Source organism: Xanthomonas sp. NCPPB 4467 (assembly GCF_041475665.2).
In the GTDB taxonomy this organism is placed as follows: domain Bacteria; phylum Pseudomonadota; class Gammaproteobacteria; order Xanthomonadales; family Xanthomonadaceae; genus Xanthomonas; species Xanthomonas dyei.
In genome coordinates, this window is sequence record NZ_CM191260.1 from 2,355,086 (window position 1) to 2,371,028 (window position 15,943).

The 15,943-nt window shown below is 62.7% G+C and carries 15 protein-coding genes and 1 tRNA gene; 13 read left to right on the plus strand and 3 right to left on the minus strand.

Annotated features, from left to right (window positions below):
• Positions 1–31 precede the first annotated feature (31 nt).
• The 3 genes from xylA (at position 32) to ACCQ06_RS10385 (ending at position 4,672) form a co-directional block, all read left to right on the plus strand.
• Entirely contained in the window at positions 32–1,369 is a 1,338-nt protein-coding gene (xylA, locus tag ACCQ06_RS10375; RefSeq protein ID WP_228324838.1) for a xylose isomerase, read from the plus strand.
• Positions 1,370–1,454: 85 nt separating this feature from the next.
• A complete protein-coding gene (locus tag ACCQ06_RS10380) occupies positions 1,455–2,882 on the plus strand; it encodes a sugar porter family MFS transporter (protein ID WP_055854773.1) in 1,428 nt (475 codons plus the stop codon).
• Between the two features lie 242 nt (positions 2,883–3,124).
• Complete coding sequence (locus ACCQ06_RS10385; protein WP_228324836.1) at positions 3,125–4,672, plus strand: MASE1 domain-containing protein; 1,548 nt, start codon at positions 3,125–3,127, stop codon at positions 4,670–4,672.
• On the opposite strand, the gene ACCQ06_RS10390 is transcribed toward ACCQ06_RS10385, so the two are convergent.
• Together ACCQ06_RS10390 and ACCQ06_RS10395 are read right to left on the minus strand one after the other, a co-directional pair.
• Positions 4,617–5,108 carry a hypothetical protein gene (locus tag ACCQ06_RS10390; protein ID WP_374153112.1) on the minus strand — a complete coding sequence of 164 codons (492 nt, stop codon included), beginning with the start codon at positions 5,106–5,108 and terminating at the stop codon, positions 4,617–4,619. The genes ACCQ06_RS10385 and ACCQ06_RS10390 overlap by 56 nt on opposite strands.
• A 179-nt stretch (positions 5,109–5,287) precedes the next feature.
• Complete coding sequence (locus ACCQ06_RS10395) at positions 5,288–5,509, minus strand: hypothetical protein (protein WP_228324834.1); 222 nt, start codon at positions 5,507–5,509, stop codon at positions 5,288–5,290.
• 232 nt (positions 5,510–5,741) lie between these two features.
• Between ACCQ06_RS10395 and ACCQ06_RS10400 the strand changes: the two genes are divergently transcribed.
• Both ACCQ06_RS10400 and folE2 read left to right on the plus strand, forming a co-directional pair.
• Positions 5,742–6,893 (plus strand): N-acetylmuramoyl-L-alanine amidase, encoded by a 1,152-nt coding sequence (locus ACCQ06_RS10400; protein ID WP_228324833.1) that lies wholly within the window; start codon positions 5,742–5,744, stop codon positions 6,891–6,893.
• A 36-nt stretch (positions 6,894–6,929) separates the two neighbouring features.
• Positions 6,930–7,853 carry a GTP cyclohydrolase FolE2 gene (folE2, locus tag ACCQ06_RS10405; protein ID WP_104616902.1) on the plus strand — a complete coding sequence of 308 codons (924 nt, stop codon included), beginning with the start codon at positions 6,930–6,932 and terminating at the stop codon, positions 7,851–7,853.
• A gap of 442 nt (positions 7,854–8,295) precedes the next feature.
• On the opposite strand, the gene ACCQ06_RS10410 is transcribed toward folE2, so the two are convergent.
• Positions 8,296–8,370: transfer RNA gene (locus ACCQ06_RS10410), tRNA-Glu, on the minus strand.
• Between the two features lie 49 nt (positions 8,371–8,419).
• On the opposite strand from ACCQ06_RS10410, the gene pcnB reads away from it, so the two are divergent.
• From pcnB to ACCQ06_RS10450, 8 genes are all read left to right on the plus strand, one after another.
• Positions 8,420–9,787, plus strand: coding sequence for a polynucleotide adenylyltransferase PcnB (gene pcnB, locus ACCQ06_RS10415; protein ID WP_104611311.1), 1,368 nt, complete (start codon positions 8,420–8,422; stop codon positions 9,785–9,787).
• Positions 9,788–9,790: 3 nt separating this feature from the next.
• A complete protein-coding gene (gene folK, locus ACCQ06_RS10420) occupies positions 9,791–10,276 on the plus strand; it encodes a 2-amino-4-hydroxy-6-hydroxymethyldihydropteridine diphosphokinase (RefSeq protein ID WP_104616903.1) in 486 nt (161 codons plus the stop codon).
• A gap of 35 nt (positions 10,277–10,311) precedes the next feature.
• Positions 10,312–11,127, plus strand: a complete 816-nt coding sequence (panB, locus tag ACCQ06_RS10425) for a 3-methyl-2-oxobutanoate hydroxymethyltransferase (RefSeq protein WP_228324831.1) — start codon at positions 10,312–10,314, stop codon at positions 11,125–11,127.
• Positions 11,124–11,966: a pantoate--beta-alanine ligase gene (panC, locus tag ACCQ06_RS10430; protein WP_104616905.1), complete on the plus strand. Its 843-nt coding sequence runs from the start codon at positions 11,124–11,126 to the stop codon at positions 11,964–11,966. Before panB ends, panC begins: the two co-directional genes overlap by 4 nt.
• Positions 11,967–12,142: 176 nt before the next feature.
• Entirely contained in the window at positions 12,143–12,523 is a 381-nt protein-coding gene (gene panD, locus ACCQ06_RS10435; RefSeq protein WP_104616906.1) for an aspartate 1-decarboxylase, read from the plus strand.
• Positions 12,520–14,034, plus strand: a complete 1,515-nt coding sequence (gene pgi, locus ACCQ06_RS10440; protein WP_316692277.1) for a glucose-6-phosphate isomerase — start codon at positions 12,520–12,522, stop codon at positions 14,032–14,034. Before panD ends, pgi begins: the two co-directional genes overlap by 4 nt.
• A gap of 283 nt (positions 14,035–14,317) precedes the next feature.
• The gene (locus ACCQ06_RS10445; protein WP_104616908.1) at positions 14,318–14,662 is read left to right on the plus strand and encodes a type II toxin-antitoxin system Phd/YefM family antitoxin; all 345 of its coding nucleotides are present in this window, start codon (positions 14,318–14,320) and stop codon (positions 14,660–14,662) included.
• Positions 14,663–14,665: 3 nt separating this feature from the next.
• Positions 14,666–15,292, plus strand: a complete 627-nt coding sequence (locus ACCQ06_RS10450; protein ID WP_316692280.1) for an ATPase — start codon at positions 14,666–14,668, stop codon at positions 15,290–15,292.
• Positions 15,293–15,943 lie beyond the last annotated feature (651 nt).

A 15,943-nucleotide genomic window follows, 5' to 3' on the forward strand; every position in this document is an offset into this window, starting at 1 on the left:
CACTCCCCCAGAACCAAGGACATCACACCCCATGAGCAACACCGTTTTCATCGGCGCGAAGGAATATTTCCCCGGCATCGGCAAGATCGGCTTCGAAGGCCGCGACTCCGACAACCCGCTCGCGTTCAAGGTCTATGACGCCAACAAGAAAATCGGCGACAAGACCATGGCCGAGCATCTGCGCTTTGCCGTGGCCTACTGGCACAGCTTCTGCGGCAACGGCGCCGATCCGTTCGGCCCGGGCACGCGTGCGTATCCGTGGGATGCAGGCAACACCGCGCTGGGTCGCGCCGAAGCCAAGGCCGATGCCGCATTCGAATTCTTCACCAAGCTCGGCGTGCCGTATTACTGCTTCCACGACATCGACCTGTCGCCGGATGCCGACGACATCGGCGAATACGAAAGCAACCTCACCCACATGGTCGGCATCGCCAAGCAGCGCCAAGCCGACACCGGCATCAAGTTGCTGTGGGGCACCGCCAACCTGTTCTCGCACCCGCGCTACATGAATGGCGCATCCACCAACCCGGACTTCAACGTGGTGGCGCGTGCGGCGGTGCAGGTCAAGGCGGCGATCGATGCCACCGTGGAATTGGGCGGCGAAAACTACGTGTTCTGGGGCGGCCGCGAAGGCTATGCCTGCCTGCACAACACGCAGATGAAGCGCGAGCAGGACAACATGGCGCGCTTCCTCACCCTGGCGCGCGACTACGGCCGCGCGATCGGCTTCAAAGGCAATTTCCTGATCGAGCCCAAGCCCATGGAGCCGATGAAGCACCAGTACGACTTCGACAGCGCCACGGTGATCGGCTTTCTGCGTCAGCATGGCCTGGACCAGGATTTCAAGCTCAATATCGAAGCCAACCACGCCACGCTGTCGGGCCACAGCTTCGAGCATGACCTGCAGGTGGCATCCGATGCCGGGTTGCTGGGCAGCATCGATGCCAACCGCGGCAACCCGCAGAACGGCTGGGATACCGACCAGTTCCCGACCGACCTGTACGACACCGTCGGCGCGATGCTGGTAGTGCTGCGGCAGGGCGGGCTGGCACCGGGCGGCTTGAACTTCGATGCCAAGGTGCGCCGCGAATCGTCCGACCCGCAGGACTTGTTCATGGCGCATATCGGCGGCATGGACGCGTTCGCACGCGGGCTGGAAGTGGCCAATGCGCTGTTGACCTCCTCGCCACTGGAAACCTGGCGCGCCGAGCGTTACGCCAGCTTCGACAGCGGCGCCGGTGCGGACTTCGCCAATGGCACCAGCACGCTGGTGGACGTGGCCAAGCATGCGGCCGGCAACGTGCCGACCCAGATCAGCGGCCGCCAGGAAGCGTATGAGAACTTGATCAATCAGTACCTGACGCGTTGATGTCCCGTGGCCGGCGGCGCATCGCGTCGCCGGCCGACGGCGGCCACACCAGTGACCGCTCCCTTGCATGTTTCCAGGTGAACCCATGTCCAGTGTCTCCGTAAACGGCGCCCCCGATGCCGGTGAGAACACCCGTTTCATCGTCCTGATCAGTTGCGTTGCAACGATCGGCGGTTTTTTGTTCGGTTTCGACAGCGGCGTGATCAACGGCACTGTCGACGGGCTCAAGCAGACCTTCCATTCCAGCGCCGCCGAGACCGGGTTCGAGGTCGCCTCGATGCTGCTGGGTTGCGCCATCGGCGCCTTCTTCGCCGGCCGCCTGGCCGACCGTTGGGGCCGCCGCGCGGTCCTGATCATTTCTGCGGCGCTGTTCCTGCTCTCGGCCATCGGTGCCGGTGCCTCGCACAGCTCCGGCTTTTTCATCTTCGCGCGCGTCATGGGCGGCTTTGCTGTCGGTGCGGCGAGCGTCATCTCGCCGGCCTACATCGCCGAGGTCGCCTCCGCGCGCTATCGCGGCCGGCTCGCCACCATGCAGCAGATCGCCATCATCAGCGGTCTGTTTTGCGCCTTCCTGAGCAACTACCTGCTCGCCAACGCGGCGGGTGCCTCCACCGAACCATTGTGGGCCGGGCAGGCCGCATGGCGCTGGATGTTCTGGATGCAGGCGATTCCCTCGCTGGCGTTCCTGCTGTTGCTGCTGGTGATCCCCGAAAGCCCGCGCTATCTGGTGGTCAAGGGCCGTCGCGAGCAGGCGCTGGTGGTGCTCAAGCGGCTGTACGGAAACGCTGCCGCGCAGACCAAGCTGACCGAGATCTCCGCGTCCATGTCGGCCGACCAGCACAAGCCCAAGTTCTCCGACCTGATCAGCAAGGCCACCGGCAAGGTGCGCCCCATCGTCTGGATCGGCGTCGGCCTGGCGGTGTTCCAGCAGCTGGTCGGCATCAACGTGGTGTTCTATTACGGCGCGGTGTTGTGGCAGGCGGTGGGCTTCTCCGAGCAGGACGCACTGCTGATCAACGTACTCTCCGGCGGCCTGAGCATCGGCGCCTGCCTGGTCACGGTGATGCTGGTCGACAAGATCGGCCGCAAGCCGTTGCTGTGGATCGGTTCGGTCGGCATGGCGGTGTCGCTGGCGCTGGTGACCTACGCCTTCGCCACCGCCTCGCTGGATGCCACAGGCAAGCTGGCGATGTCCGATGCCATGGGCATGCTGGCGCTGGTGGCCGCCAACGTCTACGTGGTGTTCTTCAACGCCTCGTGGGGCCCGGTGATGTGGGTGATGCTGGGCGAGATGTTCCCCAACCAGATCCGCGGCTCGGGCCTGGCCATTGCCGGCGCCGCACAGTGGACCTCCAACTTCGCCATCACCGTCAGCTTCCCGATCCTGCTCGGCAGTATCGGTCTTGCCGGCGCCTACGGCATCTACACGGTTGCCGCCTTCATCTCGGTGTTCTTCGTGCTCAAGTACGTCTACGAGACCAAGGGCAAGGAGTTGGAGCAGATGGAGGGCTGACCAGCGCGTTGTGCTGAAATCACCATGGGAAATGCAGAAGGCCGCGTAATGCGGCCTTCTGCATTTCGCCTTCCGATCCACTACATTGCCAAAGCACCAAAAACAGTGCCAATCCCGCGTAGTTGCGGACAGCAGCACATCTCTCCAAGCCTTGACTCCTGCGATCTGTGCGCTCCGACTAGACTTGGCTTCGCCGTTCCCTACAAACTAGAGCGAATCGTCAAGCCAGGGAGTGGTAGTCCATGACAGCAGCAAAGGAACTCATCAGAGGCGCGCTTATCAGCGTGTCCTACTGCTTGGTGTTTCTGATTCTCTGGCGCTTATCGATTGATCAGTGGTATCTCCCGGTCGGCTTGCGTGTAGTCACGCTGCTATTTCGGCCGTATCGAGAGTGGCCTTTCCTGTTGATAGGGGATGCTGGGGCCATGCTGTTCCTGCGCATTCCCCTGGGCGAACTGCAAGGATTTAGTCCCTTCTGGTCGTACCTGAGCCCATTTTTGCATGCGCCTCTGATTGCCTGCTCCATCGGCCTGCTGCGCCACCATGTTCCTCGTATCGTCAAAAGCCAACAATGGCTTATACCCGCTGCTTTGGCCATAGGGCTCTGGAATGGCGCATGTAGCCTTTTATTGAATTGGATGCTTGGTGGACCACCGACCGATCCTGTGCTTGATCTGTTGTTGCGCTATTGGTCGGGCAGCTACCTCGGTGTGCTGGTCGTACTGCTTCCAGCAATGCTGTGGTCCAACTGGAACGATGATCCAACCCATCCCGGTCTTCCGCGAGACTTTGCCGTCGCCGTGGTGGTGATCTTAAGTCTGTTTTTCATCTTGAGTATTTCAAGAGATTCATCAATCCGAAATCCTTTGATGATCGCAATGCTAATGCCGATGGTGTTATTGACATTCAGGCAGGGATGGAAGGGGGCGGCTTTAGGCTCGCTTTTGGCAAGTTTTGCGCTAGAGTTCTCTCTGCCCCGTGTTTACCAGATTGGGTTCTTTGATCGTGATGTTTTCAATATTCAGCTGCTTTATGCTGCCACGACGACAACTATTTTCGTCTTCAATGCTCGTCTGCGCGCACCCGTTGGCGATGGTTTTTTGACCAAGTTGGAGGAGGATGATTTTGTGTTTGCTCGAGCGAGCTATTCAAGCGCCGAGCGGATGTTGCGCAATCGTGTGCTTGAATATTCTGATATCAATGTGCAAATCAACAAGATGCGCAAAGATGTGATAGCTGATTTGAGAGCAAAGGGGCATCATTCAGTTGCAATGGAGATGACGCGCGTTGGTGTCCTCGAATCGCAGTTGTTGCAGCAATACGTAGCCGCGCTATATCCACTGGAAATTGAGACGCATGGTTTATATCGAACGTTGCGCTCGCCGGCACTTGAGCGTTTCTGCGAATCTCAGTTTCAATTTGTGCTTCGCGGTGACTGCAGGAGCTTGTCATTGGAGCTTCAGTTGAGTGCTTATCGCAGTGTGCTTGATTGTGTGGAGGTTTTACCTTCGTCCTGCAAGCATTTCATACAAGCCCGTGCATGGCGAGGAACAGAGACCAGGGGTATTGCTGTACGGGTGATCGCTGACTCCTTGTCCGCGGAGTTTGCTCAGCGCGATTTCAGCGATGTGGAAGCGGAGTTGAAATCAAGGTTGAAAGCGCATGGCGGCATCTTTCGCCGCCGCCATGCGTTGGTTGTGACATTCCTGGTGGCCGAACCTAACTCCGTGGCAGTCAGGGCGAGACTATCCACTGCTGCCCAGCTGCTTGCCGCCGGGTCAATACCGTAAAGTTCTTTGTCTTATAAACGAGTCGTGCTTGATCACGGTAGATTGCATCAGCTGCGATCGTGCTATCTGAGTTCGTACTTGAAGAGATTTTATTGACTGAGGGTAGTGATACCCTATCCACGTCTTTGCCCATTGGTAACGTCCAAAGCGCATTGTCTACCCTGGCAACGACCGCGCGGACTTCTCCAGTTATGTCATTGATCTGGAGATAGGTTACTCCGTCGCGATGCAGTTCATAGATGGCAAACGAAGCATCCATGGCGAGATTGACAGCCTTGGGATTGCTGTCGCCAAGTCCTGTTGTTGCATGTATGCCGACGCCGCCATTTCCACAACATTGAGCCATCGTGGCGCCTGATGCCAAAAATCCAGCGACTACGCAAAGAATCTGAAGCCAGTTTTTCGCGTTTTTCATGATCTTGCCTTCCCCCTGCATGGGGCAACTCCGCCTGCAATTCAGGCGCTTATACGTTACGTGTTGACAGAGACGTTTTGTTGATTGTTTGTCGCATAAAAACGCGGCGACATATCACAGGTCGTAAATAAGCGTAGTCAACCACGGTACGCATCCCGGACCCATCTTCTTCAAACAAGCGTCGCGGCTTTGAGAAGTGCTTACTTAGCCGAGCACTCGCTGCCGGCACGCTCGAACCAATCAATCACTTGCCGATGGTGTGCCAGGCCCCAACGACGCAGAAATTGTTGGGTGTGGTGGTTGGCGGTGTCGCGCAGCTCGATGAGGCGCTGCGCAATGAAGACCGGCGTCAGCGGCTGGGCACAAGCGATCTCGATGCAGTGACGCCAGGCAGAGTAGCTATCAGGAAGGTGGGCAGACATCGGGCGGGCTCCAGGGCGGGTTGGTAGATGAACGTCGTGGCTCAGAGGTTGGACGTTCCGCAGTGCTGCGGCATGAATGTGTTACTTTATAACAATTACGGACCTTCGCGCGCTTCCTGCCTCTCGTGTCTTACCCCCTACCTCTGTCTAAATGCTGTTCGATCGTGCGTCGCCCTCCACGGATTCCTCTGTCGTGGCGAGCTGATGGCTCGGGCAGGCGCGGGTGCCAACGATGAACCGGCGACACCTGTTGCAAGGCGCTGGCGCTGCGTTGCTGCTGTCGCCCGTCGTCGGCTATACGCAAGGTCTTCCTTCCCTGCTTGAGTGCAGCGTGCAGCAGCAAGGCGATGCATTGCGTCTTCGGCTGGCCTTGACTGGACAGGCTGGTTATCGCAGTTTCGGATTGTCGGGTCCTGCGCGTTTGGTGATCGACTTATCCGGTGTCTCGGCACAACCGCCCCACATCGTGCCGCCAGCTGACGATGTTGCGGTCACACGCATCCGCAGCGGGCCACACGCCGATGGGATGCGTGTGGTGCTCGATCTGGCCCAGCCGGTCGCAGTCACTAAGCACTGGGACGGCAATGTTTTGTTACTGGATCTGGCTGCCGCATCCAGCGCGGTGCCGCTGTCGACAGTCGTGGCTGAAGATGCGCCGATCATTGCGACGCGCTCGCGCCTGCATCCGTACGTGATCGCCATCGATGCCGGCCACGGCGGCAAGGACCCCGGTGCGGTCAGTGCCGATGCGCGTTACGAAAAGTATGTCGCCATGGCGGTGGCCGGGCGGTTGCATCAGCGGCTCGCCGCCGACACGCGCTATCGACCGACCATGATCCGCAGCGACGACCGTTTCGTGCCGCTGCACGAACGGGTGTTGATCGCCCATCGCCACAACGCCGATCTGTTCGTGTCCATCCATGCCGACGCCGCGCCGAACACGCAGGCCAGCGGCGCGTCGGTGTTTGCCTTGTCTGAAAATGGTGCCAGCTCGGCGTTGGCGCGGTGGATTGCCGACAGCGAGAACGCCGCAGACGAGATGGGCGACAACGCACGCCGGCTGCGCGTGCCGACCAATCCAGTGCTGTCGCAGGTACTGGCCGATCTGTCGCTGAGCGGAACCATCGCCAGCAGCGTTGCGTTCGGTCATTTGATGCTGGAGCGCTTGCAGCACGTGACCCGGCTGCATCAGCCTCAGGTGGGGCAGGCCGGTTTTGCGGTGCTGAAGTCGCCCGACATTCCCTCGCTGCTGGTGGAAACCGGCTTCATGAGCAACCGCGACGATTGCGATCGCTTATGCGGCGATGCGCATCAGGACGAGCTCGCGCAGACCCTGCATGCGGGCATCGACGACTACTTCCAGGCATTTCCTGGCCGCGCCTGATGCGCGGCTGTCATCTTCATCATCAACGAGTGCCCGATGTCCGCCACGCTTCCCGATGTTGCCGTTACCGAACCGCCCGCGTTGAGCGCACCGCTGCGCTGGGTGGGCATGCATGATATTGCCATCCCTGTACGCCTGGATGAGGCCGAGCCCAGCGGTACCGTCGCGGCCCGCGCCAGCGTGCAGGTCGATCTGCCGCGCCCCGAGATCAAGGGCATCCATATGTCGCGGCTGTACCGCTTGCTAGACCGGTATCTGGAGCAGCCGGTCTCGCCGGCGATGCTGTCGCAGTTGCTGCAAGCCTTGATCGACAGCCATGCCGACTGCGGCAGCCGCGCGGCGCGGGTGACGCTGTCGTTCGAGGTGATGCTGCGTACGCCGGCCTTGCTCAGCGAAGGTCTGGCCGGGTGGCGCGCATACCCGGTGCGCATCGATGCGCAGTGCAGGGCGGGGCGCAGCCAGGTCCAACTGCAGATCGACGTGCTGTATGCCTCGACCTGCCCGTGCTCGGCGGCATTGTCGCGGCAGTTGTTGAGCGAGGCATTTGTGCAGCAGCACGCCGGTCGCGCTGCGGTGCCGTTAGACGACATTGCGCAGTGGCTGCAGGTGCACGGTTCGTACGCCACACCGCACAGTCAGCGCAGCCTGGCACGGGTGCGTGTGGATCTGTTGGCCTGCCTGCAGCGGCTGGATATCCGCGCGTTGATCGGCGTCTGCGAACAGGCATTGGCGACGCCCGTGCAGGCGGCGGTGCGGCGTATCGACGAGCAGGCCTTCGCACGTTTGAACGGCGCCAACCTGATGTATGTGGAAGATGCCGCGCGGCGTTTGCGCATGGCGTTGGCCGAGCGCTACACGTCCTTCGATGTGGCGGTGCGCCACCTGGAAAGTCTGCATGCCCATGACGCCGTTGCCGAAACCGGCAGCGATGGAGATCGCATCCACCCGTTTGCCAGTTGAGGAGAGGCCATGTACTGCAAATATCCAAGGCGTGTCGCGCGGATGGCGCGCAAGTACGGCATGTCGGCTGTTGCGATGGGGCAGGGGCGATACAACATGCGCTGCGCGCCAGGGATCGATCTGTCTGTGCTGCTGGCACTCATCGTGTTGCTGTGATCGACAAGGCTGCGGATTACGCCGCGCACGCGGGGCAGTGCGGCAGATCGCTCGGCAGGGTGCGATCTGGATTGCATCCAGGTCGGTCAATGGTGTGGCACTCAACCGGACTCGGCCAGGTGGCTCGATTGGCCGGAAAGTGCTGTGACGGGAGGCTGCCGAACGTCACCGCCTGTGCGGTCTCGCTGCCCGCCGCTGCAGCGGCACTGCCCCTTAAAAATACCTGCGCCACAATGCAAAAACCCCGCGATGCGGGGCTTTGGCGTGGTCTGCAGCAGGACGAACGTGGTGCTCCCTAGGGGACTCGAACCCCTGTTTTAGCCTTGAGAGGGCCACGTCCTAACCATTAGACGAAGGGAGCGTTTTTGTCGCGTCTTGTGCAGCGCGCTAGTATAGTGAGGTAATAGCCGTTGGGCAATCCTGCAACACAAGACGGAAGCGCCATCATCGAACCCTCAGTTACATCCCCGTTCACGCTGCGCGTCATCCCACGCGATCAGCACACCATCTCGCGCAAGGACATCAGCCCCAACGCGCTACGCGTGCTGTATCGCCTGCGCGAGTCCGGCTTTGGTGCCTATCTGGTCGGCGGTGCAGTCCGCGACCTGCTGGTCGGCGGACACCCCAAAGACTTCGACGTCGCCACCAGCGCCACGCCGGAAGAAGTCAAGGCGCTGTTCCGCAATTGCCGGTTGATCGGCCGCCGCTTTCGTCTGGCGCATGTGGTGTTCGGCCGCGAGATCATCGAAGTGGCCACGTTCCGCGCCAACATCGACGATGGCAGCGGCGACCGCGAGCTGGATAACGGCCGCCTGGTGCGCGACAACGTCTACGGCAGCATCGAAGACGATGCGATCCGCCGCGACTTCACCTGCAACGCCCTGTACTACGCGATCGAAGATTTTTCGGTGCGCGATTACTGCGGTGGCTTCGAAGACGTGCAAGCGCGGCTGATGAAGTTGATCGGCGACCCGGAGTTGCGTTACCAGGAAGATCCGGTGCGCATGCTGCGTGCGGTGCGCCTGGCGGCCAAGCTGAATTTCGAGATCGAAGCCGGCAGTGCCGAGCCGATCCCGCGCCTGGCCGGGCTGTTGTCCGAAGCTGCGCCGGCACGGTTGTTCGAAGAGATTCTCAAGCTGTTCCTGTCCGGGCACGGCGTGGCCAGTTTCGAAGGTCTTGAGCGTTACGGCCTGCTCGGCGCGCTGTTCCCCGAAAGTGCGGCGGCGCTCAAATCCAACCGTAGCGGCGCATTGCGCGCGATGGTGCTGGAAGGCTTGCGCAATACCGATGCGCGCGTGGCCAACGACGAGCCGGTGTCGCCGGCCTTCCTGTTTGCGCTGCTGCTGTGGCCGGCGTTCTGCCGCACCTTGATGGCACTGCAGGCACAGGGCGTGCAGCCGGAAGACGCCCAGCGTCGCGCCGCCGACCGGGTCACCTTGCACCAGCTCGAGCGGGTGGCGTTGCCGCGCCGTTTCTCGCTGCCGATGCAGGAAATCTGGTTGCTGCAGACGCGCTTCTCGTCGCGTCAACGCAAGCGCGTGTTCCGTACCTTGTCGCATCCGCGCTTCCGCGCGGCGTTCGATTTTCTGGTGTTGCGTCAGTTCGCGTCGGCCGATCATGCGGCCGATGTGGAGTTCTGGCGCGAGGCGCAAAAATCGTCGGGCCAGGAGCTGGTCGATGCGATCGAATCGGCGCAGGCCGATCACGATGGCGACGAGGGTGCGCCGCGCAAGCGTCGCCGCCGTCGTCGTCGCACCGGCGCTGCGGCAGGCGAGTAGGGCATGCACACCGCCTTTGTCGGCCTGGGTGCCAATCTGGGCCCGGCCGAGGCCAGCGTGCGCGCGGCCATCGCTGCGCTTGGCGCGCTGCCGCAGTCCACGCTGATTGCCGCTTCGCGCCTGTACCGCACGCCGGCCTGGGGCCGCGAAGACCAGCCCGACTTCCTCAATGCCGTGGCGCAGCTGCGCACCGCGCTGGCGCCGCTGCCGCTGCTGGAGGGCTTGCTCGGCATCGAGCAGTCGTTCGGACGTGAGCGCCGGGCCGGCGAGCGCTGGGGTCCGCGCACGCTCGATCTGGACCTGCTGCTGTACGCCGACCAGGTGATCGACCTGCCGCAGCTACAGGTGCCGCACCCGCATCTGCACGCGCGCGGCTTCGCGCTGCTGCCGCTGGCCGAGCTGGCGCCGGAGGCGATCATTCCAGGTCATGGAACAGTGCGGCACGCATTGCAGGCCATCGATGTCTGCGGGCTGGAGCCGATTGGGTAGATAATGAGCGGCTTATCACCCCACGTAATGACTTCATGAGCAGCCACGCCGACAGCAAGCCCTGGACCGTGCCCGCCCTGGCCGAGGCCAAACGGGCGGGTCGAAAACTGGTCATGTTGACCGCCTACGACGCCGGGTTTGCGCGCAGCTTCGACGCCAACGGCGTGGACCTGATCCTGGTCGGCGACTCGCTCGGCATGGTGGTGCAGGGGCACGATTCCACCTTGCCGGTGACCACCGCCGATATGGTCTACCACACCGCCGCGGTCGCGCGCGTGCTGGAGCGGGCGTTGCTGGTGGCCGATCTGTCGTTCCAGGCCGATGCCACGCCCGAGCGCGCGCTCGATGCCGCCACCTTGCTGCTGCAGGCCGGTGCGGAGATGGTCAAGATCGAAGGCGCCGGGCACAAACTCGATGTCATCCGTTATCTGGTTGAGCGCGAGATCCCGGTGTGTTCGCACCTGGGGCTCACCCCGCAATCGGTGCTGCGGTTTGGCGGCTACAAGGTGCAGGGCCGCGGCGAAGCCGGCGAGCAATTGCGCCGCGATGCGCAGGCGGTGGTCGACGCAGGAGCCAGCCTGGTGGTGCTGGAATGCGTGCCCACGCCGATTGCCGCGCAGATCAGCGCCGACCTCAGCGTGCCCACCATCGGCATCGGTGCCGGCCCGGGCTGCGATGGCCAGGTGCTGGTGATGCACGACATGCTGGGCCTGGACAGCGGCCATCGCCGTCCCAAGTTCGTCAAGGATTTCCTGGCCGAAGGCGGTTCGGTGGCCGGCGCGGTGCGTGCCTATGCGCAGGCCGTGCGCGATGGCAGCTTCCCCGATGCAGAGCACGCGTACGCCGCATGATCCAGACCATTACCGATCTTTCCACCTTGCGCGCTCTGGTCACCGGCTGGAAGCGCGAAGGCCTGCGCGTGGCGCTGGTGCCGACCATGGGCAACCTGCACGCCGGGCATTATTCGCTGGTGATGCTGGCGCGCCAGTATGCCGACCGCGTGGTGTCGAGCGTGTTCGTCAACCCGACCCAGTTCGGGCCCAATGAAGACTTCGCCCGCTACCCGCGCACGCCCGAGGCCGACCTGCGTGGGTTGGAAGACGCCGGTTGCGATGCGCTGTGGCTGCCGGACGTGGACACGATGTATCCGCTCGGCACCGCGTTGGCCACGCCGGTCCACGCGCCCGGCGTCAGCGATGTGCTGGAAGGCGTGTGCCGGCCGGGGCATTTCGATGGCGTCTGCACGGTGGTGGCGCGGCTGTTCAACCAGGTGCAGCCGGACGTGGCCGCATTCGGCAAGAAGGATTACCAGCAGCTGGCGGTGATCCGGCAGATGGCGGCCGACCTCGCATTTCCGATCGAGATCCTGGGCGGCAGCATCGTGCGCGAAGCCGACGGCCTGGCGATGAGTTCGCGTAACCAGTATCTGTCGGCCGAGGATCGGCCCGTGTCGGCGCAGATCCGCAAGGTGCTGCTGCAGATGCGCGACAGTTATGCCGCCGGTACGCCGCGTGCGCAGGTCGAAGAACGCGCCACCCAGGCGCTGGAGCAGGCCGGTTTCCGGGTCGATTACGCGGTGGTACGCCTGCCCGATCTGAACGAACCGGGCGACAGCAATGCCGGAGCGCGGGTCGCCTTGATCGCTGCACGCCTGGGCACGACGCGGCTGATCGACAACCTGGAATTCTGACGCCGCGCAGGCCGCCGCGTGCGCCCGCGCTGAGCGATGGGCATGGGCGCGTCCGGCCCGCCAGAGGGCGTGCTTCACCGCCGCCTGAAGCCCTCACCAGCGGCCGCGCGGCACCCGGGTGAGCGCGGGCGCTTTCCGCTAAAATACCCGCTTTCCTTTCGTTGTTGCCTGCGTCCATGCACCTGTCCCTGCTCAAAACCAAGATCCACCGCGCCACCGTCACCCATTCCGAGCTCAATTACGAAGGCTCGATCGCTATCGACGGGCTGCTGCTGGATGCGACCGGCATCCGCGAGTTCGAACAGGTGCATATCTGGGACGTCACCAACGGTGCGCGCTTCAGCACCTATGCCATCCGTGCCGAAGAAGGCAGCGGCATCCTGTCGCTCAACGGCGGTGCCGCACGTCACGTGCAGGTGGGCGACCTGATCATTGTTGCTGCATTCGCCAGCATGAGCGAAGCCGAAGCGGAAACCTTCAAGCCCACTCTGGTATATGTTGACGGAGCCAACAAGATTACCCATACCAACCACAGCATCCCCACGCAGGCCGCATGACACAGACCAACGGATTCGACGCGCTTCACGCCCACGCTCAGCGCCTGCGCGGCGCTGCCATTCCCGCATTGCTTGCCGCCGAGCCGGAACGGCCGACGCAGTACGCCAGGCAAGTCGGTCCGTTGTACTTCAATTTCGCGCGCCAGAAGTACGACCGCGCCGCGCTCGATGCACTGTTTGCCATCGCGCGTGAGCGCGATCTGGCCGGTGCCTTCCAGCGCCTGTTTCGTGGCGAGCAGGTCAATGTCACCGAACAGCGCGCTGCATTGCATACCGCGTTGCGTGGCGATCTGACCGACGCGCCGGTGGCCTCCGAGGCCTATGCCACCGCTGCGGAAGTGCGCCAGCGCATGGGTGCGTTGATCGAGCAACTCGAAGCCACCGACGTCACCGATATCGTCAGTGTCGGCATCGGTGGGTCGGACCTGGGCCCGCGTCTGGTGGCCGATGCATTGCGTCCGGTGACAGGTGTGCGCTTCCGCGTGCATTTCGTCTCCAACGTCGATGGCGCCGCCATGCAGCGCACGCTGGCCACGCTGGACCCGGCACGCACCGCCGGCATCCTGATTTCCAAGACCTTCGGCACCCAGGAAACGCTGCTCAACGGCGGCATCCTGCATGCCTGGTTGGGCGGCAGCGAGCGCCTGTTTGCAGTGAGCGCCAACCCCGAACGCGCGGCCAAGGCCTTCGACATCGCACCCAGCCGCGTGTTGCCGATGTGGGATTGGGTTGGCGGGCGCTATTCGTTGTGGTCGGCGGTCGGTTTCCCGATTGCGCTGGCGATTGGCTTCGCGCGTTTTGAACAACTGCTCGAAGGCGCCGCGCAGTTCGATGCGCATGCGCTCAGCACGCCGCTGGAAGAAAACGTCGCGGTACTGCATGGCCTGACCGCGGTGTGGAACCGCAACCTGCTCGGCAGCGCCACGCATGCGGTGATGACCTACGACCAGCGCCTGGCCCTGCTGCCGGCGTATCTGCAGCAGCTGGTGATGGAGAGCCTGGGCAAGCGGGTCAAGCTCGATGGCTCTGCGGTCGACAGCGACACCGTGGCGGTGTGGTGGGGCGGTGCGGGCACCGATGTGCAGCACAGCTTTTTCCAGGCGCTGCACCAGGGCACCAGTGTGGTGCCGGCCGATTTCATCGGCACCGTGCACAACGACGATCCATACGCGGAAAACCACGTGGCGCTGATGGCCAATGTGCTGGCCCAGACCGAAGCACTTGCCAATGGTCAGGACAGCAGCGACCCGCACCGCAGCTATCCCGGTGGTCGCCCGAGCACGGTGATTCTGCTCGATGCGCTGACTCCACAGGCGCTGGGCGCATTGATCTCGATGTACGAGCACAGCGTCTACGTGCAGTCGGTGATGTGGGGCATCAATGCGTTCGACCAGTTCGGTGTGGAGCTGGGCAAGCAACTGGCCAGCCAGTTGCTGCCGGCACTGAAGGGCGAGTCGGCCGACGTCGCCGACCCGGTGACGCGCGAGCTGCTGAGCAAGTTGCGCGGCTGAGCCGCCGCACAGCTGTAGCGTCAAGCGACGGGGCCTGCGGGCCTCGTTTCAATTTAGGCAGCTAACAAGACGACTGGGTTCGCCGCCAGGCGGGCGCGGGCGGTGCTGGGTACTCGTCGGTCTTAGTTCTGAGTGCGCCGTTTGCACCCACCTGATGACTGCCCACTACGGTTTTTAGCCGCTCTTGTGTTGGGTTGGGCGTGGAATAGTCCAAAAATGGACAAATTTCCCAAAATGGGTATTTTGGCGTAGCCTGGGCTCACTCACATCGCAGGACCGCCCCATGTCCCGTCATCAGGACTTGCCCGAGCTCGAAAAAGCGCCAGCGGCCGACATCAAGATCAAGGGCTGGCCCAGCCTGATGCGCAAGGTGCGCACCCACGGCGCGGTGGTCATCACCAATCACAATCACCCCGAAGCGGTGGTGGTGGATGCGGAGGAATACCGGCAGCTGGTGCGGCAGGCCAGCGCGCTTGCCGATGCGGCCACACGCGCGCAGTCGCTGCAGGCCTTGCAGGTCAGATTCGACGCGCATCTTGCCGCGGTCACCGATGGCGCGGTGCTGGGACCGGTGATCGCCAAGCCCGCACGCCGTGGCCGCAAGATTCCCTTGGGTCCGTCGCTCTGATCGATGGGACATATTCTGGTACTGGCCGGCGTCAACGGCGCCGGCAAGAGTTCGCTGCTGGGCACCTTGCTGCAGGAAGACGGCGCCACTTGGTTCAACCCGGATGCCTTCACCCGGCAACTGGTGGAGCAGGGCTGGCCGCTGGAAGATGCCAATGCCCAGGCTTGGCAGGAAGGTGTGCGACGGTTGCGCCAGGCAATGGCGGACGGCAGCGATTACGCCTTCGAAACCACGCTGGGCGCGACCACCATCCCGCGCTTGCTGCGCGAGGCCTGCGAACGGCACACGGTGGCAGTCTGGTTCTGTGGCTTGTCGACGGTGGAATTGCATATCGAACGCGTTGCAGCGCGGGTCGCCGGCGGCGGCCATGCGATCGCCGAGCACAAGATCCGCGAGCGCTTCGATGCCTCGCGCGCCAATCTGATCGCCTTGCTGCCGCATCTGGCGGTGCTGCATGTCTACGACAACAGCGCCGCTGCCGATGCATCCGGGCAGGCCGAGCCGCTGCTGGTACTGGAACTGGATCGGGCCGGTCTGCATTACCCGCAGACGCCCGCAGAGCTGGCACAGGTACCGGAATGGGCCAAGCCCATTGTGATGGCAGCACTGGAAATGCGCCGCGTGTCTTGAAGCGTGCACCCGGGTGGGGCTGCGCGAGTTCCCTGCCTGATTCGCAACGCATGCGTTGAACATCAGAGTGGCTAGTAAAACTACGTCACACCGGTCTACCGCAGGCCGGTTGATCTGCTGCCTGGCTGCAGGGCCCTTGCCCGCCCACCCTCGCGGGACACGCCGTGAATCCGTCCCTGGAGGCTCTTACGCGGCATCCATGCCGCGTAAGGTCCCGCGACGGTGGGCGGGCAAGGACCAGTCGGGAATGTCGGTCCGCATGGTGCAAGCAATGCGCGATGTATGTTGTTTGGATCACCGTGGTTTCGGTTAGCTTTCCAACGCAAGCCGAGCCACCAATAAGCTTTCAAAGAAGCAACCGACTAACTTTGTGGTGCGGTGTCCTCACCGCTTGCGGGACCGTGTGGCGGCATGGATGCCGCCACCGAGCCTCCACGGACGGATTCACGGCGTGTCCCGCGAGCGGTGAGGGCACCGTGCCCTCGACTCACTCAGCTTTTGACTGTATCTAGACGCCTCTACCACTTAGATCCGTGGCTGCTTTTTCATCTTGTGTCTGGATGGAATGAGACAGTCGGATGGATCAAAAAACAGAGCGAATGATCTGCAGCGTGCAACACCCCTGCATTCATTACTAGGCGAGTGCTCGCT

Bases quoted from the DNA above. Each gene is read 5' to 3' on its own strand.
- xylA (WP_228324838.1), top strand. From the start codon at position 32: ATGAGCAACACCGTTTTCATCGGCGCGAAGGAATATTTCCCCGGCATC.
- ACCQ06_RS10380 (WP_055854773.1), top strand. From the start codon at position 1,455: ATGTCCAGTGTCTCCGTAAACGGCGCCCCCGATGCCGGTGAGAACACC.
- ACCQ06_RS10385 (WP_228324836.1), top strand. From the start codon at position 3,125: ATGACAGCAGCAAAGGAACTCATCAGAGGCGCGCTTATCAGCGTGTCC.
- ACCQ06_RS10390 (WP_374153112.1), bottom strand. From the start codon at position 5,108: ATGCAGGGGGAAGGCAAGATCATGAAAAACGCGAAAAACTGGCTTCAG.
- ACCQ06_RS10395 (WP_228324834.1), bottom strand. From the start codon at position 5,509: ATGTCTGCCCACCTTCCTGATAGCTACTCTGCCTGGCGTCACTGCATC.
- ACCQ06_RS10400 (WP_228324833.1), top strand. From the start codon at position 5,742: ATGAACCGGCGACACCTGTTGCAAGGCGCTGGCGCTGCGTTGCTGCTG.
- folE2 (WP_104616902.1), top strand. From the start codon at position 6,930: ATGTCCGCCACGCTTCCCGATGTTGCCGTTACCGAACCGCCCGCGTTG.
- folK (WP_104616903.1), top strand. From the start codon at position 9,791: ATGCACACCGCCTTTGTCGGCCTGGGTGCCAATCTGGGCCCGGCCGAG.
- panB (WP_228324831.1), top strand. From the start codon at position 10,312: ATGAGCAGCCACGCCGACAGCAAGCCCTGGACCGTGCCCGCCCTGGCC.
- panC (WP_104616905.1), top strand. From the start codon at position 11,124: ATGATCCAGACCATTACCGATCTTTCCACCTTGCGCGCTCTGGTCACC.
- panD (WP_104616906.1), top strand. From the start codon at position 12,143: ATGCACCTGTCCCTGCTCAAAACCAAGATCCACCGCGCCACCGTCACC.
- pgi (WP_316692277.1), top strand. From the start codon at position 12,520: ATGACACAGACCAACGGATTCGACGCGCTTCACGCCCACGCTCAGCGC.
- ACCQ06_RS10445 (WP_104616908.1), top strand. From the start codon at position 14,318: ATGTCCCGTCATCAGGACTTGCCCGAGCTCGAAAAAGCGCCAGCGGCC.
- ACCQ06_RS10450 (WP_316692280.1), top strand. From the start codon at position 14,666: ATGGGACATATTCTGGTACTGGCCGGCGTCAACGGCGCCGGCAAGAGT.